Annotated in this window: 21 protein-coding genes; 17 read left to right on the top strand and 4 right to left on the bottom strand. The window is 39.8% G+C overall.

The genetic code is table 11. The features are described from left to right. Nucleotides 1–2: 2 nt before the first annotated feature. From fabG to rnc, 4 genes are all read left to right on the top strand, one after another. The gene (fabG, locus tag AC5WOF_RS04965; RefSeq protein WP_496048848.1) at nucleotides 3–746 is read left to right on the top strand and encodes a 3-oxoacyl-[acyl-carrier-protein] reductase; all 744 of its coding nucleotides are present in this window, start codon (nucleotides 3–5) and stop codon (nucleotides 744–746) included. 69 nt (nucleotides 747–815) lie between these two features. After that, nucleotides 816–1,052: an acyl carrier protein gene (locus AC5WOF_RS04960; protein WP_496048847.1), complete on the top strand. Its 237-nt coding sequence runs from the start codon at nucleotides 816–818 to the stop codon at nucleotides 1,050–1,052. Nucleotides 1,053–1,138: 86 nt separating this feature from the next. After that, entirely contained in the window at nucleotides 1,139–2,395 is a 1,257-nt protein-coding gene (gene fabF / locus AC5WOF_RS04955; RefSeq protein ID WP_496048846.1) for a beta-ketoacyl-ACP synthase II, read from the top strand. Beyond that, nucleotides 2,395–3,090, top strand: a complete 696-nt coding sequence (gene rnc / locus AC5WOF_RS04950; RefSeq protein WP_496048845.1) for a ribonuclease III — start codon at nucleotides 2,395–2,397, stop codon at nucleotides 3,088–3,090. Before fabF ends, rnc begins: the two co-directional genes overlap by 1 nt. Before the next feature lie 200 nt (nucleotides 3,091–3,290). On the opposite strand, the gene AC5WOF_RS04945 is transcribed toward rnc, so the two are convergent. Beyond that, complete coding sequence (locus tag AC5WOF_RS04945) at nucleotides 3,291–3,695, bottom strand: hypothetical protein (protein ID WP_496048844.1); 405 nt, start codon at nucleotides 3,693–3,695, stop codon at nucleotides 3,291–3,293. Between the two features lie 415 nt (nucleotides 3,696–4,110). Here AC5WOF_RS04945 and smc point away from each other — a divergent pair, with 415 nt between their 5' ends. Both smc and ftsY read left to right on the top strand, forming a co-directional pair. Beyond that, nucleotides 4,111–7,680 (top strand): chromosome segregation protein SMC, encoded by a 3,570-nt coding sequence (gene smc, locus AC5WOF_RS04940; RefSeq protein WP_496048843.1) that lies wholly within the window; start codon nucleotides 4,111–4,113, stop codon nucleotides 7,678–7,680. 12 nt (nucleotides 7,681–7,692) lie between these two features. Further along, entirely contained in the window at nucleotides 7,693–8,676 is a 984-nt protein-coding gene (gene ftsY / locus AC5WOF_RS04935; protein ID WP_496048842.1) for a signal recognition particle-docking protein FtsY, read from the top strand. A 46-nt stretch (nucleotides 8,677–8,722) separates the two neighbouring features. Here the strand turns inward: ftsY and AC5WOF_RS04930 are convergent, their stop codons facing one another. Both AC5WOF_RS04930 and AC5WOF_RS04925 read right to left on the bottom strand, forming a co-directional pair. After that, on the bottom strand, nucleotides 8,723–8,908 hold the full coding sequence (locus tag AC5WOF_RS04930) for an H-type small acid-soluble spore protein (RefSeq protein ID WP_496048841.1): 186 nt from the start codon (nucleotides 8,906–8,908) through the stop codon (nucleotides 8,723–8,725). 32 nt (nucleotides 8,909–8,940) lie between these two features. Next, nucleotides 8,941–9,240 (bottom strand): MTH1187 family thiamine-binding protein, encoded by a 300-nt coding sequence (locus AC5WOF_RS04925; protein ID WP_496048840.1) that lies wholly within the window; start codon nucleotides 9,238–9,240, stop codon nucleotides 8,941–8,943. 222 nt (nucleotides 9,241–9,462) lie between these two features. On the opposite strand from AC5WOF_RS04925, the gene ylxM reads away from it, so the two are divergent. From ylxM to AC5WOF_RS04870, 11 genes are all read left to right on the top strand, one after another. Continuing rightward, nucleotides 9,463–9,789: a YlxM family DNA-binding protein gene (gene ylxM, locus AC5WOF_RS04920; RefSeq protein ID WP_496048839.1), complete on the top strand. Its 327-nt coding sequence runs from the start codon at nucleotides 9,463–9,465 to the stop codon at nucleotides 9,787–9,789. A gap of 15 nt (nucleotides 9,790–9,804) precedes the next feature. Continuing rightward, nucleotides 9,805–11,148, top strand: a complete 1,344-nt coding sequence (gene ffh, locus AC5WOF_RS04915; RefSeq protein WP_496048838.1) for a signal recognition particle protein — start codon at nucleotides 9,805–9,807, stop codon at nucleotides 11,146–11,148. 38 nt (nucleotides 11,149–11,186) lie between these two features. Further along, complete coding sequence (gene rpsP, locus AC5WOF_RS04910; protein WP_496048837.1) at nucleotides 11,187–11,444, top strand: 30S ribosomal protein S16; 258 nt, start codon at nucleotides 11,187–11,189, stop codon at nucleotides 11,442–11,444. Between the two features lie 18 nt (nucleotides 11,445–11,462). Continuing rightward, a complete protein-coding gene (gene rimM / locus AC5WOF_RS04905; RefSeq protein WP_496049427.1) occupies nucleotides 11,463–11,975 on the top strand; it encodes a ribosome maturation factor RimM in 513 nt (170 codons plus the stop codon). Between the two features lie 9 nt (nucleotides 11,976–11,984). Further along, complete coding sequence (gene trmD / locus AC5WOF_RS04900; RefSeq protein WP_496049426.1) at nucleotides 11,985–12,722, top strand: tRNA (guanosine(37)-N1)-methyltransferase TrmD; 738 nt, start codon at nucleotides 11,985–11,987, stop codon at nucleotides 12,720–12,722. 86 nt (nucleotides 12,723–12,808) lie between these two features. Continuing rightward, nucleotides 12,809–13,162 (top strand): 50S ribosomal protein L19, encoded by a 354-nt coding sequence (gene rplS, locus AC5WOF_RS04895; RefSeq protein ID WP_240875126.1) that lies wholly within the window; start codon nucleotides 12,809–12,811, stop codon nucleotides 13,160–13,162. A 74-nt stretch (nucleotides 13,163–13,236) separates the two neighbouring features. Then, nucleotides 13,237–13,812: a signal peptidase I gene (gene lepB / locus AC5WOF_RS04890; protein WP_496048836.1), complete on the top strand. Its 576-nt coding sequence runs from the start codon at nucleotides 13,237–13,239 to the stop codon at nucleotides 13,810–13,812. Between the two features lie 25 nt (nucleotides 13,813–13,837). Then, complete coding sequence (ylqF, locus tag AC5WOF_RS04885) at nucleotides 13,838–14,716, top strand: ribosome biogenesis GTPase YlqF (protein WP_496048835.1); 879 nt, start codon at nucleotides 13,838–13,840, stop codon at nucleotides 14,714–14,716. Continuing rightward, entirely contained in the window at nucleotides 14,700–15,476 is a 777-nt protein-coding gene (gene rnhB / locus AC5WOF_RS04880; protein ID WP_496048834.1) for a ribonuclease HII, read from the top strand. The genes ylqF and rnhB overlap by 17 nt, the downstream gene beginning before the upstream one ends. Further along, nucleotides 15,476–15,835 (top strand): YraN family protein, encoded by a 360-nt coding sequence (locus tag AC5WOF_RS04875; protein WP_496048833.1) that lies wholly within the window; start codon nucleotides 15,476–15,478, stop codon nucleotides 15,833–15,835. Before rnhB ends, AC5WOF_RS04875 begins: the two co-directional genes overlap by 1 nt. A 135-nt stretch (nucleotides 15,836–15,970) precedes the next feature. Further along, nucleotides 15,971–17,128, top strand: coding sequence for a D-alanyl-D-alanine carboxypeptidase family protein (locus AC5WOF_RS04870; protein ID WP_496048832.1), 1,158 nt, complete (start codon nucleotides 15,971–15,973; stop codon nucleotides 17,126–17,128). A gap of 96 nt (nucleotides 17,129–17,224) precedes the next feature. Here AC5WOF_RS04870 and ilvA read toward each other — a convergent pair whose 3' ends face one another. Beyond that, nucleotides 17,225–18,481 (bottom strand): threonine ammonia-lyase IlvA, encoded by a 1,257-nt coding sequence (gene ilvA, locus AC5WOF_RS04865; protein ID WP_496048831.1) that lies wholly within the window; start codon nucleotides 18,479–18,481, stop codon nucleotides 17,225–17,227. Nucleotides 18,482–18,489 lie beyond the last annotated feature (8 nt).

Genomic DNA, 18,489 nt, shown 5'->3' with positions numbered 1-18,489 from the left:
AGATGCTAACAGGAAAAGTAGCTGTTGTAACAGGTGGTTCTAGAGGCATCGGACGATCCATTGCTTTGGATTTGGCCAAAGAAGGAGCAAAAGTAATCATTTTTTATGCTGGTAATCATGGGGCAGCAGAAGAAACAGTTTCGGCTATCACAGATTTGGGAGCAGAGGCAGCAGCATTTCAAGTAGATGTTGCCGATAGCGCGCAAGTTGATGATGCATTTAAACAAGCAGTAAAGCAATTTGGACGAGTGGATATTTTGGTCAACAATGCTGGTATTACAAGAGATAATTTGTTGATGAGGATTAAAGAAGAAGATTGGGACCAAGTAGTAGACACCAACCTTAAAGGTGTTTTTCTCTGCTGTAAGGCTGTTGTTCGTCCCATGATGAAACAAAGAGGCGGCAGAATCATCAATATTAGCTCTGTAGTGGGTGTTTCAGGGAACGCTGGGCAAGCTAACTATGTAGCGGCAAAAGCAGGAGTAATTGGGCTAACCAAAACAATGGCAAAAGAATTTGGCAGTCGGAATATTACTGTCAATGCAATTGCTCCAGGTTTTATTCAAACAGACATGACTTCTGTTTTAGATGAAAAAGTAAAAGAGACTATCCTTGCTTCTATTCCACTTGGTAGATTTGGTGTTGCAGAAGAAGTAGCGAATACAGTTTCTTTTCTAGCAAGTGATAAAGCGAGCTATATAACTGGCCAAACTCTCCATGTAGATGGCGGCATGGTACCAAATTAAGAAAATGGATGAGAAAGGTTTGCGTCTGAGCCTATCATTCAACTATACTACGATAGGGAGGTGAAGAGCATGGCAGACACTTTAGAACGTGTAACACAAATCGTTGTAGAACGTCTAGATGTTGAAGCGGATGAGGTAACTTTAGAAGCATCCATTAAAGAAGATCTTGGCGCCGACTCCCTAGATGTTGTTGATTTGATTATGGAATTGGAAGATGAATTTAATTTAACTATTGAAGAAGAAGATGCAGAAAAGATCAACACTGTTGGAGATATTGTTAATTATATTAGTGCGAAAGTCTCGTAATTATAAGGTAAGTCCCAAATTTTGGGACTTACCACTTATTTCATCTAAAATAGGTCAACTCTAACGTGAAAGGTGGTTGATCCATTATGTTAAATAGAGTAGTTGTAACAGGGCTAGGTGCTGTATCTCCTATTGGAAATGATTTGTCTACTTTTTGGGATAACCTATTAGCAGGTAAATCTGGAGCTGGTCCACTTACGCGTTTTGATCCTGATTCATTTGCCACTCCATTTACAACCAGAATAGCGGCGGAAGTAAAAGATTTTGATCCTCTTTCTTTTATTGATAAAAAAGAAGTTCGTAAAATGGATATTTTTATTCAATATGCAGTAGCTGCAGCAAAAATGGCGATTGAACACGCAAAATTGGATATGGAAAAAGAAGATTTGGATGAAGTTGGAGTCTATATTGGTTCTGGGATTGGTGGCATGAATACCATCGAAGCAAATGCACGAATATTGCATGAGCGTGGTCCTAAGCGTGTAAGCCCATTTTTTATCCCCATGCTTATTGCAAACATGGCATCGGGACAAGTATCGATCTTAACAGGAGCAAAAGGTCCAAATAGTGCTTCTGTGACCGCTTGTGCATCTGGAACACATAGCATCGGCGAAGCTTTTCGTATCTTACAACGCGGAGAAGCTTCTGTGATGATTACAGGTGGTACGGAGGCAACTGTAACACCACTTTCCTTTGCAGGATTTTGTTCTGCTCATGCTATGTCTACTCGCAACGATGATCCAGAACATGCTAGTCGTCCTTTTGACAAAGAGCGGGATGGATTTGTGATGGGAGAAGGTTCTGGTATTTTGGTATTAGAGACCTTAGAACATGCACTTGCACGTGGAGCGAATATTATTGCTGAAATGGTTGGCTATGGAATGACTGCTGATGCTCACCATTTAACCGCCCCTGCACCAGAGGGTGAAGGTGCTCGTCGCAGCATGATTCGGGCACTCAAAGATGCAAATTTAGAACCAACTGAAGTGGACTATATCAATGCACATGGCACTTCCACAGATTTGAATGACAAATTTGAAACGATGGCTATCAAAGGCGCATTTGGGAACCATGCCTATAAGCTGGCTGTCAGCTCTACAAAATCAATGACAGGTCACCTACTAGGTGCAGCTGGTGGTATAGAAGCGATTGTATTGGCAAAGTCCATTCAAGATCAAGTAATACCTGCAACTATTAACTATGAATTCCCTGATCCAGATTGTGATCTTGATTATGTGCCAAATGAAGCCCGCAAAGCCAATGTGCGAGTTGCTTTGTCCAATTCTCTTGGTTTTGGAGGCCACAACGCTACCATTATCATGAAAGCCGTTGAGGAAGTATAATGTTGATCGATTTTGAAAAAGTGGAGCAAATAACAGGAATCTATATTCAAAATAGAAATTTATTCGTACAAGCATTCACCCATACTTCCTTTGCCCACGAACGAAAATCCCCCGGACGTGTTCAAGATAATGAACGCTTAGAATATCTCGGAGATGCGGTATTAGAACTACTCGTGTCTGAATTCCTGTACTATCGCTTTCCCAAAATGAGTGAAGGGGAATTAACCCGAACCCGAGCAAGAGTGGTATGTGAACCATCCCTTGCTTCCTTTGCTCGTGAACTCGAATTTGGTAAGTTTGTTCGATTGGGAAAAGGAGAAGAGCTTACAGGAGGCCGTGAGAGACCATCCTTATTGGCAGATTTATTTGAGGCTTTCATCGGTGCACTATATTTGGATCAAGGATTAGAAAAGGTTCGCCAGTTTTTAAACAAACTCGTTTTCCCACAGATCAATGGTACCTGGTTGGAGCAAATGACAGATGCTAAGAGCCAATTACAAGAATTGGCTCAGCAAGAGAAGAGAGGATCATTGGAGTATCGAATTGTAGATGTCCAAGGACCTGCGCATGATCGTTTCTTTTCAGCTGAAGTTTACTTGGATGATAAAAAATTGGGTAGAGGATCTGGACGTTCCAAAAAAGAAGCAGAGCAACAGGCTGCAAATACTGCTTTAAAATCGTGGAAAACAAACTAAACCACTGTGAGGGAATCACGGTGGTTTTATTTTTGTATCACGAAGAAATCCTGCCGTTAAACGCTAAAGTGTAACCACAAAAAAGATTAACTCTAAAGTCCATTGTAGATAATGTTAATCTTCTTTTGTGAATGTTATTAATATTTGGGAATGAATTTTACAAGGTAGGTTTGCTAGTGAAGTGACAAGTTAAGAAATTATCAAGTTTTATTATTTATGGTTTGTTCTTGTCCTGCTTCTTTTATAGACTCAGATTGGTTTAAGAAAATCGAGAGAATCATACCAGTGGCTGCTAAAAGAGTTGCCACCATGAATGACATGTTTACACCTCCGATGGAACTATCCATTCCTTTTTCAGTACCGGAACTATTCGTCATAATGGTGATTAATACAGCTGTACCTAATGTACCAGCGATTTGTCTCATCGTATTGTTCATCGATGTTCCATGTGGGATGAGTTTTTTAGGGAGTTGGTTGATAGCTAATGTTGTAATGGGGGTTGTTACCATTCCAATTCCCACCATACGAAAGAAATAGACAACAGACAAATAGAGAAAAGTGGTTTCTGTCGTTAGATTAGAGAGCATCCATGTAGTGATGGTCACAAATCCTAACCCTATAATAGATAGCCACTTTGCACCCTAATTCATGTTATTCAATCTGAATTAGCGGAAAAAATGTTACAACGATTTTCTCCCGAACAACGACATCAATTGATTCATCTTCTTGAAGGGATGATGGATAATTTAAATCTCGACTGAATTGGTAATGAATTGTCTTTGAAAAGAGAAGAATATTAGATTATTAGTGGGCCAGCTTTCAATAAAATAAATAAGATACAAGCTCCCTATCATCTCAGGGAGCTTGTATTTGGAAATATCAAGCCTCTTAAAACGATAAGTGAGAGAAAAGAGGAGAAATTTTAGTATTTTCAAAATGATAAATGTAGGCAAGTCAATTTTTTGCAAAATATATGCTACAATATGCAGGTTAGCGATCAAGAAAGGAGGCAGCTTTTCGATGCATCTTAAACGCTTAGAGATGTCAGGATTTAAATCTTTTGCAAGTCGCACTGAATTGGAGTTTGTACCTGGGATTACGGCAGTAGTGGGTCCAAATGGCAGCGGCAAAAGCAATGTCACCGATGCGATACGCTGGGTATTGGGAGAGCAAAGTGCGAAGTCCCTGCGTGGTACGAAGATGGAAGATGTAATCTTTGTCGGGAGTGATTCGCGTAAACCGGTTGGTTTTTGTGAAGTTTCCATCACCTTGGATAACACCAGACGAATTTTGCCTTTGGATTATGCTGAAGTTACCGTAACTCGTCGAGTTTATCGATCCGGAGATAGTGAATATCTCCTCAATCGGCAAGCTTGTCGGTTAAAAGATATTCAAGAATTGTTTATGGATACAGGAATCGGGAAAGAAGCATATTCGATGATTGGACAAGGTCGAATAGAAGAGATGATCAGCAACAAATCAGAAGATAGACGAGCTATCTTTGAAGAGGCAGCTGGCATTGTTAAATATAAATCCCGTAAGAAAGAAGCAGAAAAAAAACTTGCAGATGCAGAGCAAAATCTAGTTCGGATTCGCGATTTAATCCATGAACTTCGCAACCAACTGGAACCACTGCAAAAACAAGCAGAGCATGCTCAGCAGTTTAAAGCATGGCAACAAGAATTAACTGAGGTAGAAATATCTTTTTATGTACATAAAATTGAGACTTTACATGAAGAGTGGACCAAAACTTCTCAGCAGGTAAAGCAACTGAAAGAACAACATATCTCTGGCGCTTCCAAGCAGAGTAAAGAAGAAGCAGAATTAGCACAAGTCAAATTTCAATTGGTGGAATTAGAAAAGAAATGGGAAATTCTCCAGTCAGAACTGCTAGACACAAGTGAAAAAGTGGAAAAAGCGGATGCAGAAAAACAGGTATGGCAAGAGCGAACAAAAAGTCGAGCAGAAATGGAAGAAAAATTACAAGAACAATTGGAAGCTTATGTTGCAGAATATACAACAAGTGAGAAAGAACGGCTAGCAAAACAGCAGCAGCATCAAGCAAAAAAACAAGAATTATCTACCCTCCAAGACCAAATGAAGGCGATAAAATTTACAGTAAACGAAGAAATCGAATCAAAAGTATCTTCAACGCAGATCGAATGGGAAAAGATAAAGAATGAACAAGTTCGAGATGATAGTGAAAAGAAATATATTTTAAATCAGTGTGAAGAGATAGAGCAAGATTTTACGACTTACCAGCAAGAAAAGCAGACTTTGAACGAAGAAACGAAAAAGTTAGAGCAGATCAGTAATGAAATGAAGCAAAAAATCGAGGCAATAGAAACAGAACTGGAGATAAAAACAACAAAAGCTAGCGCTTTAGAATCGGAAAAAATAGAATGTTTGTCAGAACAGAAAAATTTTCACAATCAATTATTACAACTAGAAAAGCAATTGGTTCGAATCCAGTCGGAGCGCGATGTATTGCAATCCATGGAACAAAATCATGCTGGTTTTTTCCAAGGAGTCAAAGCTGTTTTGGAGAATCGTGCACTAACTGGTATCATTGGAGCCGTTGCGGAGTTGATCCAAGTACCAAAAAAAGTAGAAGTAGCGATGGAAACAGCACTTGGTGGAGCTTTGCAGCATGTTGTTGTAAAGGATGAAACAGCTGCTCGTAGCGCAATTACTTATTTAAAAGAGAAACGACTAGGACGAGCAACCTTTTTGCCGATTAATGTGATAAAAGGAAGAAGTATTCCTGAACAAGATTTAGCAAAACTTACACACATCAGTGGCTTCTTAGGGGTTGCAGATGATTTGGTTTCGACAGCTGTTACTTATCGTCCGTTATGCTCTCAGTTACTTGGAAATGTTTTGGTAACGGATAACTTAGTAACGGCAAATAAAGTTGCCCAAGTTTTATCGCATCGTTATCGAGTCGTTACCTTGGAAGGGGACGTTGTCAACCCTGGAGGATCGATGACTGGAGGAAGTAGACAGAATAAGACTCCTAATCTGCTTGCACGTAGTCGTCAACTGGAAGAATTGAATCAACAAGTACAACAATGGCTTGATAAACAAAAGAAACTACAAGCGGATGAGAAGATACAAACGGAAAGATTAGCATCACTGGAGAATGAAAGGAAAATTATCCAAACGAATCTAAACGATTTGTTTGTTCAGCAGAAGGATTTAGATGCCAAAAAACAAGAAAAACAATTACAGTTAAATAACAATATGCACCGCTTGCATCTAATTGTCATTAGAGAAGAGGAATCAGATAAAAAACGTGCTCAATTGCAACAACGATTAAGTGAAATGGAAGATATTCACCATAACAGGATGGAAAGACTTAAAGGATTAGAAGTCTTACTGGAGCAAGAGGAGTTTATACGAAAACAACAAGCAGATGAAGAGAGAGAAAGAAACTCCCAATTGACGGAGTATCGAATTGAAGAAGCAAAACTGCAACAAATGATAAGCAGTCTAGAAGAAGATTTACACCGGATCGAAGAGGCACAACAAAAAAATCTCTATTTGCAGCAGAATACAAAGAGAGAACAACAAGAGCTTTTAGAGATGGAAGACTTAAGTGAAGATGCATGGCAAAGATTACTTGCTTCCCTCTATCAACATCAAGAGGCAAAAAAAGCCCTTCAGTTAAAGATTTCTGAGCTCCGCGATGAGCGTGATGGTTGTAGTCAAAAACATCAAGAGTTAGAGCACATTGCTTATGAAAATAGCAAATTGCTTCGTTCTTATGAAGAGAAACTTCACCAGCAAGAAGTACGAGTAAATCGCCTTGATGTTGAGCTTAACCATCTTCTGCAAAAATTAGCAGAGGAGTATGAAACAAGTTTTGAAGGTGCAAAAGAAAAGTATGGTGTTCCTGAGAATCCAACACAGGCAGAAAGAAAAGTCAAATCTTTAAAGCAAAAATTAGAACAATTAGGCGATGTGAATATTGGAGCAATTGAAGAGTACCAGCGATTAACTGAGCGTCTTACTTTTTTGACGACACAAGAAGATGATCTACTTCAGGCCAAACAACAGCTTTATCAGATGATCGCACAAATGGTTTCTGAGATGGGAAAACGATTTTCTGATAGTTTTGTGCTTATCCGTGAAGAATTTCAAGATGTATTTGTGAAGATGTTTGGGGGAGGTCGTGCTGATTTGCAACTCAGCGACCCTAATAATTTACTAGATACTGGGATTGAAATTGTCGCACAGCCTCCAGGAAAGAAACTGCAACAATTGTCGCTATTGTCTGGTGGGGAGCGATCTTTAGCAGCCTTAGCTCTACTCTTTGCTGTTCTGCGAATCAAACCTGTACCTTTTTGTTTTCTAGATGAAGTAGATGCGGCTTTGGATGAAGCAAACTTAACACGGTTTACGCACTACTTACAAAAATTTGCTAATCAGACGCAGTTTATTATCATCACACACCGCAAACATACGATGGAAGGCGCGGATGTGTTGTATGGAATTACCATGCGAGAATCTGGTGTATCTACCCTAGTATCTGTCAAATTAGAAGAGTATGATGAGAGCAGAGAAGAAGTTGCCGCGGCAAAAGCATGAGGAGGATAACCGTTGAGTTTTTTTTCAAAGTTAAAAGAAAGTGTTTCCAAACGAACAGAATCAGTGACTCAAAAATTTGTTTCTGGGTTGAGTAAAACGAGTTCTAATCTCGTTGGTGCGATGGGCAGTATCTTTACTGGTCGTACTAAGATCGATGAAGATTTATATGAAGAACTAGAAGAAGTATTGATTGGAGCAGATGTAGGAGTGCCCACTACGATGCACCTAGTGGAACGACTCCGAGCTGAAGTAAAAGAGAGAAAAATCAAAGATCCGAATGAATTACAACCCATTATGACGGAATTGATCGCTGAACTTTTGGAAGATGAGGATGGTCCTGCTCTGAGACTAAATCAAGATGGTATGAGTATCATCTTGTTTGTAGGGGTCAATGGGGTGGGAAAAACGACTACCATTGGGAAACTCGCTCATACCCTCAAAAAAGAGGGGAAGAAAGTTATTTTAGCAGCAGGAGATACGTTTCGAGCTGGAGCCATTGAACAATTGGAGACATGGGGAACACGTGCAGGTGTAGATGTAATTAAGCAACAAGCTGGTTCTGATCCTGCCGCGGTTATTTATGACGCAATCCAAGCTGCCAAAGCTCGAAAAGCTGATGTATTGCTTTGTGATACTGCTGGTCGATTACAAAATAAAGTGAATTTGATGGAAGAGTTAAAAAAGGTGTTTCGTGTTGTGCAACGTGAAGTTCCTGATGCTCCACACGAAGTGTTGCTCGTATTAGATGCGACAACTGGTCAAAATGCAATGCAACAAGCAAAAACGTTTGGTGAAGCAGTAAATGTATCAGGTATTGTTCTCACGAAACTAGATGGAACTGCTAAAGGCGGTATTGTTATCGCGATCCGTCACGAACTAGACTTGCCAGTGAAATGGATTGGTTTAGGAGAGAAAGCAGATGATCTGCAACCGTTTGATCGTGAGCAATTTTTGCATGCGTTGTTTCAAGAGGCGGATATCTCATCGTTACAATAGTAAAAAGGCGTTCCTCTTTCTAGGGACGCCTTTTGTGATTCTATTTTTATGCTCTATTTTCTTGTAATTCACGGACAGGGACCATCTTCTCATCTTCTCGATTACCGACTGTATACACATTAGCGATTTGAGTAACATCATTCACCGATTGAATCCAAACTGGATCACCTTGGAATGTGACGGTTATATTGTCTGGGGAATTTAAAATTTCCTCTGCGCGTTTAACATCCATTTTACAAACCCTCTTTTTGTGAGATATAGATTTTATTGTAGCGATTGTTCAATAATTTCTATTTGTTGTTCCATACTCATTGATTTATCCATTCTTTCATCTATGGATATATTGGTAACAACACGGTGTGCACCATTGGTAATGGCATTTTGATGGATTGCTTTTGCTGCATCCATCAGTTGATTTATGTCACCTTCAATGATGGTGGCTGTAGGGGTAATTTGATACTTTAATCCTTTTTCTTCAATGAGTCTCACTGCATTGACAACAGATGAACTAAAACTAGGGCTATCTGTTCCGATTGGGATGAGACTTATCTCCATTAATGCCATTTACAGACCTCCTTATAGATAGTAATTTTCTCGTTTTGAAGTTTTATACATGATTCATTTAGGATCAAATTTTTTTCTTTTTTAATGTAGGGAGTGTTCAAGTGAGATGTTGTTTTGGTAGTATTTTCGGATACGAGGAATTGTCTTGACTCGACATCTGTTTTCTGTTACTATTTTCAACTGTAAAGGAAATCACCTTGACACAAACAAGAGGTGATCTTGGTGCTTGAACAAACTACGGAAATAAACTTGCTATATGATTTTTATGGCTCGTTATTGACTAAAAAGCAACAACTTATTTTAGAGTGTTATTATTTAGACGATTGGTCTCTCTCGGAGATTGCTAGTCACCAAGGAACATCGAGACAAGCTGTGTTTGAAGGCATCAAGCGTGCTGAACAACATTTGATAGAGTTTGAGAAAAAGCTGGGTATGGTGCAAAAGTACCGTCAGCGAGATCAGTTAGCAAAGAAGATTCTCTCCAAATTATCTGCTGATCCAACCCTTCAAGCGGAGATTTCTCCCCTGATCCAGCAGATGATAGACTAGCGAAGAGGTGAGAAGATGGCTTTTGAAGGATTATCAAGCCGTTTGCAGAGCGTCATGCAAAAGCTTCGCGGAAAAGGAAAAGTGAGCGAAGCAGATGTAAAAGAGGCCACACGAGAGATTCGCCTTGCACTTCTTGAAGCAGATGTAAACTTTAAAGTAGTAAAAACATTTATCGATCGAGTGAAAGAGCGTGCGACCGGTCAAGAAGTATTGAAAAGCCTCACCCCAGGTCAACAAGTAGTAAAAGTAGTGAATGAAGAGTTAACATCTCTGATGGGCGGTCAAGAGAGTAAACTTGTTATTGCGAGCAAAGCTCCAACTGTTATTATGATGGTGGGGTTACAAGGGGCAGGGAAAACCACCTCATCTGGTAAGCTGGCAAGAATGCTTGCGAAACAAAACAAGAAACCATTGTTGGTAGCAGCAGATATTTACCGGCCTGCTGCAATTCGGCAGTTGGAAGTATTAGGGGAACAGCTAGGTGTTCCTGTTTTCTCTCTCGGCGATAAGGAAAGTCCAGTAAATATCGCTAAAAAAGGGATTGAAAAAGCGGAAAGCGAACAGTTCGATACTGTTATTATTGATACAGCTGGTCGATTGCATGTAGACGAACAGATGATGGATGAGCTGAGGAATGTTCGGCAAATAGCAAACCCTGATGAGGTATTACTCGTAATTGATGCGATGACTGGTCAAGATGCAGTCAATGTGGCGGAGAGTTTTCACCGTGAAATGGAATTGACTGGTGTCATCCTTACCAAATTAGATGGTGATACACGTGGTGGAGCTGCTTTATCTGTAAAAGCTGTAACCAACTGTCCCATTAAGTTTGTGGGGATGGGGGAGAAAGCAGATGCTCTAGAGCCTTTCCACCCAGATCGTATGGCTTCCCGTATACTCGGGATGGGTGATGTGCTTTCCTTGATTGAAAAAGCACAAGAAGCTGTTGATATAGAAAAAGCCAAAGAGCTGGAAAAGAAAATGCGCAGCCAGAAGTTGACGTTAAATGATTTTTTGGATCAACTTCAGCAAGTGCGCAAAATGGGGCCACTGGAAGATATGCTGGCGATGATCCCAGGAGCAAACGCTAAGGCCTTGAAAAATGTCACAGTAGATGAGAAAAAAATGGATCGGATCGAGGCGATTATTCGCTCCATGACGGTCTATGAAAAGGATCATCCAGAAATATTAAACGCAAGCCGCAGAAGGAGAATCGCATTGGGGAGTGGTACTTCTGTTCAAGAAGTAAACCAATTGCTCAAGCAGTTCCAAGAAATGAAGAAGAGTATGAAGCAGATGGCTTCGATGATGAAAAATACGAAGAAACGAAAAGGATTTAAATTTCCTTTTATGGGATAGCAGTTTCATGTGTATTCTAGAGTGGAGGTGAAAGAAAAATGGCAGTGAAAATTCGTCTAAAACGGATGGGTGCAAAAAAAGCTCCTTTCTACCGTGTAGTTGTAGCGGATGCTCGTGCTCCTCGTGATGGTCGCTTTATCGAAGAGATTGGTTATTTCAATCCTCTGACTGAACCAGAAACAGTGAACATTAACGAAGAAAAAGCTTTAAAATGGCTTCAAACAGGTGCACAACCTTCAGATACAGTGAAAGCTTTGCTTCGTAAAGAAGGTATCCTAGATAAACTACAAAAATAAGGTTGGGCTGACGTGAAAATGGAATTTCTTCGTGTAGGTCAATTTGTCAATACACACGGGATTCGCGGTGAAGTAAAAATCATGGTGAATACGGACTTCCCTGAGCAGCGGTTTGCAGTTGGTAAACAAGTTTGGCTTGAGCATTCAGCACTTGCCAATAAGCAGGCTTTAACCATTGCAGGGGTTCGTAAGCATAAATCTACCCTACTGATTCGTTTTCAAGAATGGACAGATATCAATCAAGCTGAGCCTTTTAAAGGAGCAGGCTTGTTGGTACCAGAAGAAGCAGTAGTGTCAGATGAGGAGGATGGTTTTTTCTTTCATCAAATAATTGGCTGTCAAGTGGTTACCACTGAGGGAGAACAAATAGGGAGCGTAAAAGAGATTTTGACCCTTCCAGCGAATGACGTGTGGGTAGTATCCAGAGAAGGAAAAGGAGATTTGCTTCTTCCGTATATCGAGGATGTTATCAAAGAAGTAGATGTGAAAGAGCGAGTTGTCACAATGAAGTGGATGGAAGGACTGGAGTAAATGGCGACGATTCGCTTTGATGTATTAACCTTATTTCCGGAGATGTTTCATGGATTCCTTTCTCATAGCATCATGGGTAGAGCGAAGGAAAGAGGGTTAATTGAGGCTAATCTCATTAATTTTCGTCAGTTTTCCGACTCCAAACATCATACTGTCGATGATACTCCTTATGGAGGCGGCGGTGGGATGGTACTAAGACCACAACCAATCTTTGATGCGGTCGATCATCTGTTAGAAAATGTAGCAGAAAGACCACCAATCATCATGATGACGCCACAAGGAGAACCTTTTTCTCAAGAAAAGGCAGAAGAGCTCTCGCAGTTTCCTCATCTAGTGCTGCTCTGTGGACACTACGAAGGTTTTGACGAGCGAATCCGTGAGCATCTGGTGACCCATGAAATATCGATGGGGGACTATGTGCTAACGGGTGGTGAATTACCAGCGATGATTATTATGGATAGTGTCAGTCGCTTGCTTCCAGAAGTACTGGGGAATCCCAACTCTCATGTGGATGATTCTTTTTCTACGGGTTTGTTAGAGTATCCACATTACACCAAACCAGCTGATTATCGAGGGATGAAGGTACCAGATGTTTTATTGTCCGGTCATCATGCTAAGATAGATAAGTGGCGTAGGGAACAAGCATTACTTCGTACATGGAAACGCCGACCGGATTTGTTAAAATCTTCGATTTTGACCGAGGAAGACCGTAAATTTTTGCGTCAATTAAAAGCAAATCAAGATTAAATTGTCTTCATGAAAGACATATGATAAAATATTTCCGTTTCCGTGATTCGGAATTTTGAATAGGACAGAAGGGAGGTCATCCGATCATGCAAGAACTTATCAGAAGCCTTACAGAAGATCAATTGAAAAAAGATATCCCACTATTTCGCGCTGGGGACACACTTCGTGTTCATGTGAAAGTAAAAGAGGGCCAACGTGAACGGATTCAGCTTTTTGAAGGAGTTGTAATTCAACGTCGTGGTGGTGGGATTTCTGCTACTTTTACAGTTCGAAAGATTTCTTACGGTGTAGGTGTAGAGCGTACTTTCCCACTGCATTCCCCACGTTTGGATAAAATTGAAGTAATCCGTCGTGGTAAAGTTCGTCGTGCGAAACTGTTCTATCTCCGTAAACTTCGTGGAAAAGCTGCTCGCATCAAAGAGAGAATTACACATAAATAGAATGCACGATTCGCGAAAAAGGGCTTGAGATAATCAAGTCCTTTTGCCATATTTACATAGGGGGCGTCTGGTGATTGAGTGAATTTATGTCTCGCTCTGAGCGGCAAAGGAAAGAACGTCTAGAACGAAGAAAACAAAAACGCGATAAACGTTCATCTAATGCATTTGATTGGGTGAAGGCAGTTGTGATTGCTTTAGTTGTCGCTGTTATCATTCGTGGATTTTTTCTTGAACCAACCTACGTGCAGGGCCCTTCCATGTTAAACACCATGAGAACTGGAGATAAGATTATTATCAACAAACTTGTCTACTGGTTTACATCCCCAGCTCGTGGTGAAGTAATCGTATTTCATTCAACAGAAGATAGAGATTTGATTAAACGAGTAATTGGTTTACCTGGCGATACTATCCAAGTGAAAAACAATCATGTATACATCAATGGCAAAATATTGTCAGAACCTTATTTGACTTTTTCAACACAGACTTCCACTGTCCCACTTATAAAAATTCCTGCCAATCAACTATTTGTAATGGGAGATAATCGTGAAAATAGTACCGATAGCCGTGAGTTAGGGCCTATTCCAATCGATCAAATCATCGGTAGGGCAGAGTTTATTTATTGGCCGATTTCAGAATGGAAGTTATTGTGATTTTAATAGACTTGAGGTGTTAAACATGTCGATTCATTGGTTTCCTGGTCATATGGCAAAGGCAAGAAGACAAATAGAGGAAAAATTAAAACAAGTAGATATCGTGATCGAACTGTTAGATGCCAGACTGCCACTGGCTAGTCGTAATCCTATGATTGATGAGATAACAGGTCATAAAGCTCGTCTTGTTCTATTTACAAAAGGGGATATGGCAGATGAAGCAATTACCAATGAATGGGTATCCTATTTCACCAGTATTGGTGTTTCTGTTTTACCAATCGATGCAAAAACTGGAAAAGGAGTGCAAAAGATCGCTGCTACCTGTGAGCGTGTATTGGAACCGCTTTTTATTTCGAGGAAAAAGAAAGGTATCGTTTCTAAAAGAATGCGTGCAATGGTTTTAGGAATACCCAATGTTGGAAAGTCATCTTTAATCAATCAATTGGCAGGAAGACATGCTACTCAAACAGGAGACCGACCAGGGATAACAAAAGCACAACAATGGATACGAGTGGGGAAACAACTAGAATTATTAGATACACCGGGAATTCTATGGCCCAAATTTGAAGACCCAAATGTAGGAATGCGATTAGCTATGAGTGGTGCGATTAAAGAGGAAATTTTACCAACAGAAGAAGTAGCACTGCATACTTTAAAATATCTAAGTTCGCAGTATCCAAAATTGTTAGAAGAACGCTATAACATAGAAATATTAGAGCACACTCCAGTAGAATTATTAGATGAAATTGGTAAGAAAAGAGGATGCTTGATGCGTGGAGGTCAAATCGATTGGGATAAAGCAGCAGATATCGTCATGGGAGATTTGCGGTCTGGCAGACTTGGTCGAATCTCTTTGGAAATTCCAAGTGATTATGAGGGGGACATCCATGAAGAGAACGATTGAGGCTTGGCGTGAATGGATTTCTACGAATGAAGTTACAGAAGAAGTATTGGCTGAACTTTTGGCTGATACACGGCAAGGGGTCAGACAGCTAGGCAAGCGGTATCAAATGCAACAGGAAAAAGAAAAGGCTGAACAAGAGAGATTAAATCGAATGTGGAAATATGAAAAACAGTTTTGGCAAAATGGTCAAATATTGATTGCTGGTGTTGATGAAGCTGGCCGCGGTCCATTGGCAGGTCCTGTTGTGGCTGCGGCTGTTATATTGCCACAAGATTTTGATGTAACAGGATTAAATGATTCAAAACAAGTAACTGCGACTGATCGCGATATCTTGCGAAAACGAATTGAACAAACGGCTATTGGAGTCGGAGTGGGGATTGTAGATGTCGCATTTATAGATGAATATAATATTTTGCAGGCAACATATCGAGCGATGAGAATAGCAATCTCTCAATTACCAAAGAAACCTGATCAGCTTTTACTCGATGCGGTAAAACTACCAAAAGTTCCTATTCCCCAGCGAAGTCTCATCAAAGGAGATAGTTTAAGCCATTCTATCGCTGCTGCTTCCATTATCGCTAAAACAACGAGAGATAAATGGATGATGGATATACATAAGCAATATCCGCAGTATGGATTTGATCAGCATATGGGGTACGGTGTCCCAGCTCATCTGGAAATGTTAAAAAAATATGGCCCATCCCCGATTCATCGACGCAGCTTTTCTCCTGTGCGTGCAGTTCTTGGTGTGTCTTTGTAATGGATAAAAGAAAAGAAGTTGGACGAAGAGGTGAAGATATCGCCGCACAATATCTGGTTTCGAAAGGATGGGAACTAATAGCACGAAATTGGTATACCAACTTAGGGGAGTTAGATATTGTTGCTCATGATGGATTACAACTCATTATTGTAGAAGTTCGTACCACAACATCCAATCAGTATGGACTTGGTTTCCAATCTGTGCAGCATCGCAAACAACAACAAGTCCGAAAGCTGGCTCTCCAGTTTATTAGTCAGAGGCGTTTGGGCCATCTACCAATACGTTTTGATGTAGTATCCATCTTATTGTCCAAAAATTGGGAGTTTGTCGATTTAAATCATTTAGAAGGTGCTTTTTAAAAATTAAGACCAATAAAATAGATGATGAATTCATACTAGCAGGAAATATGCTAGTTTTTCCTTATTTGAAGTGATAATATATTTCTGTCGAAGTAATTAGTAAGGACAATCTAATCAGGCAGGAGTAGGGGCGTAATGGTAAGAAAATTTTCTCTGTTTCTATTATTGATCACTATTTTGTCCTTTTCTATGGGAACGATGGTATTTGCTGAAGCAAAAAAACCAAGCATCCAAGCAAAGGCCACCTATGTGATTGATTATTCAAGTGGAGCTATTTTAACTGATGATTACGGAAACAAAGAACTAGCATTAGCAAGTCTGACAAAATTGATGACAGTTCTGATTGTGCTTGATCAAATTTCTGCTGGCAGATTACACTGGTCAGATATTGTTACTGTGAGTAAAAAAGCAGAAGCTGTCAATGAATCAGAGATTCGCCTAGTAGCAGGGGAAAAAATAACGATAAAAGAACTTGTAACTGGAATGATGGTTCAATCGGCAAATGACGCAGCGTATGCTCTGGCAGAAAAGATAAGTGGTTCAGAATCAAAGTTTGTTGCTTTGATGAACCAAAAAGCTAAGCAACTAGGATTGACCAAAACGCATTTCTATACGAGCAATGGTTTGATCTATAAATCGTCCTCTGGAAAAGTCTATAATAACTATATGTCAGCCGCTGATATTGCTCACTTAACGAGGACTTTAGTAGCGACCCATCCAGAAATATATACATTTAGTAAAATCACTCATTATACGTTTCACAAGGGTACCAAGCGTGAAATGAAGGTAACGAATACCAACCTCATGTTACCGACACTTGCGTATGGTTATAAAGGAGTAGATGGCTTAAAAACGGGTTATACATCTGCTGCTGGTTATTGTTATACAGGAACCGTACAACGAAACAATTTTCGTTTAATAGCAGTAGTGCTAGGCTCGAGTTCTGTATCAAAACGTTTTTCCGATACCAAAAAACTATATGATTACATTTACAGTATCTATACACCACGAAAAGTTTTAGAGGCAGGTAAACCGATCTCCTCTTATAAAACGATCACCATACAAGGTCATAAAGGACCAGTAACGATTGCTCCATTACGAAATTTGACAGTACCGCTACGCAATGGTCAAGAAAAAAATTATACTTATCATATTGTGATTTACTCCAATTTAAAAGCACCGATGAAAAAAGGTACAGCAGTTGGGTATGTTCAAGTGTATGACAAAGGAAAAGCTGTAGCTGGTACACCGCCAATCTCGCTCGTAACAACGACAAGTGTAGCAAAGAATTAGAAGATACATCTGATAGATTAATTGGATACCTAGATGACGTCGATATGAATATGTTTGCACTAAAAAAGACTCCTAAGGAGTCTTTTTTTCAAAGAATTAGATAAGCAAATTAAACAATTGTGGATTATTGTTTACTTCTGTATACGGAAATCCATACTGTTCCATACGTTTTAAAAGTGCTGGATAATCTTTTGGGTCTTTCAGCTCAATCCCGACAAGAGCTGGCCCTGAGCTTTTATTGTTTTTCTTGGTATACTCAAACCGAGTGATATCGTCGTCCTCACTTAAAACATGTTGGACAAACTCACGAAGTGCTCCTGCTCTTTGGGGGAAAGAGACGATAAAATAATGTTTCAATCCTTCATAGATCAGAGATAGTTCCTTCATTTCTTGCATACGATCGATATCATTATTGCCACCGCTAATGATGCAGACGACATTTTTTCCTTTAATTTCTTGGCGATAGAAATCAAGAGCAGCTACAGAAAGAGCTCCCGCGGGTTCTACCACTAATGCAATTTGATTGTAAAGTTCAAGGATAGTACTACAAACTTTTCCCTCTGGTACTACGGTGATATCATCTACTAATTCTTGAACGATTTGAAAAGTTAGCTGACCTACTTGCTTTACTGCTGCTCCATCAACGAAAGGATCAATCTTATCCAGCGTCACCACTTTCCCAGCTTCTAATGATTTTTTCATGGAAGGGGCACCTTGTGGTTCTACACCAATTATTTTGCAATCTGGGTTTACACCCTTCATATAAGAGCTGACCCCTGATATCAGACCACCGCCACCAACTCCTGCAAACAACATATCTACTTTATCAATGTCATTCATGATTTCCATTCCTATGGTGCCTTGGCCTGCAATAGTGCGGTAATCATCAAATGGATGGACGAAAGACATCTGATTTTGATCACAATATTCTTTCGCTTCTAGATAGGAGTCGTCGAAAGTATCCCCAGTCAAAATAACTTCTATATATGATCCACCATAGCGCTTTACTTGTTCTACTTTTTGCCTGGGAGTGGTAGTTGGCATGAATATTTTACCTTTGATGTTAAGCTTACTACATGAATAGGCTACCCCTTGTGCATGATTTCCAGCACTGGCACAGACTACCCCTCTGTCTCTTTCTTCTTCTGATAAACTTTGAATCATATAGAAAGCACCGCGTATTTTAAAAGAGCGTACTACTTGTAAATCTTCTCTTTTTAAATAGACATTACAGTCGTATAGATTAGATAAATATTCATTTCTTTGTAATGGAGTGCGAAATACCACATCTTTTATCATTTGATTTGCGATGATGATATCTTCCATTTTCATTAGTATGGATTGTGTAGTCATGGATAATT

Source organism: Shimazuella sp. NTD250, assembly GCF_059510375.1.
Note: the sequence above shows the minus strand (reverse complement) of the source record. Positions and strands in the feature narration are given on the sequence as shown.

Coding starts and splice junctions, on each gene's coding strand:
- ylqF (WP_496048835.1), top strand. CDS start 13,838: ATGTCGATTCATTGGTTTCCTGGTCATATGGCAAAGGCAAGAAGACAA.
- fabG (WP_496048848.1), top strand. CDS start 3: ATGCTAACAGGAAAAGTAGCTGTTGTAACAGGTGGTTCTAGAGGCATC.
- AC5WOF_RS04875 (WP_496048833.1), top strand. CDS start 15,476: ATGGATAAAAGAAAAGAAGTTGGACGAAGAGGTGAAGATATCGCCGCA.
- AC5WOF_RS04930 (WP_496048841.1), bottom strand. CDS start 8,908: ATGGATGTTAAACGCGCAGAGGAAATTTTAAATTCCCCAGACAATATA.
- AC5WOF_RS04960 (WP_496048847.1), top strand. CDS start 816: ATGGCAGACACTTTAGAACGTGTAACACAAATCGTTGTAGAACGTCTA.
- rnhB (WP_496048834.1), top strand. CDS start 14,700: ATGAAGAGAACGATTGAGGCTTGGCGTGAATGGATTTCTACGAATGAA.
- ilvA (WP_496048831.1), bottom strand. CDS start 18,481: ATGACTACACAATCCATACTAATGAAAATGGAAGATATCATCATCGCA.
- AC5WOF_RS04925 (WP_496048840.1), bottom strand. CDS start 9,240: ATGGCATTAATGGAGATAAGTCTCATCCCAATCGGAACAGATAGCCCT.
- rimM (WP_496049427.1), top strand. CDS start 11,463: ATGGAATTTCTTCGTGTAGGTCAATTTGTCAATACACACGGGATTCGC.
- rnc (WP_496048845.1), top strand. CDS start 2,395: ATGTTGATCGATTTTGAAAAAGTGGAGCAAATAACAGGAATCTATATT.
- fabF (WP_496048846.1), top strand. CDS start 1,139: ATGTTAAATAGAGTAGTTGTAACAGGGCTAGGTGCTGTATCTCCTATT.
- smc (WP_496048843.1), top strand. CDS start 4,111: ATGCATCTTAAACGCTTAGAGATGTCAGGATTTAAATCTTTTGCAAGT.
- ffh (WP_496048838.1), top strand. CDS start 9,805: ATGGCTTTTGAAGGATTATCAAGCCGTTTGCAGAGCGTCATGCAAAAG.
- AC5WOF_RS04870 (WP_496048832.1), top strand. CDS start 15,971: ATGGTAAGAAAATTTTCTCTGTTTCTATTATTGATCACTATTTTGTCC.
- rpsP (WP_496048837.1), top strand. CDS start 11,187: ATGGCAGTGAAAATTCGTCTAAAACGGATGGGTGCAAAAAAAGCTCCT.
- rplS (WP_240875126.1), top strand. CDS start 12,809: ATGCAAGAACTTATCAGAAGCCTTACAGAAGATCAATTGAAAAAAGAT.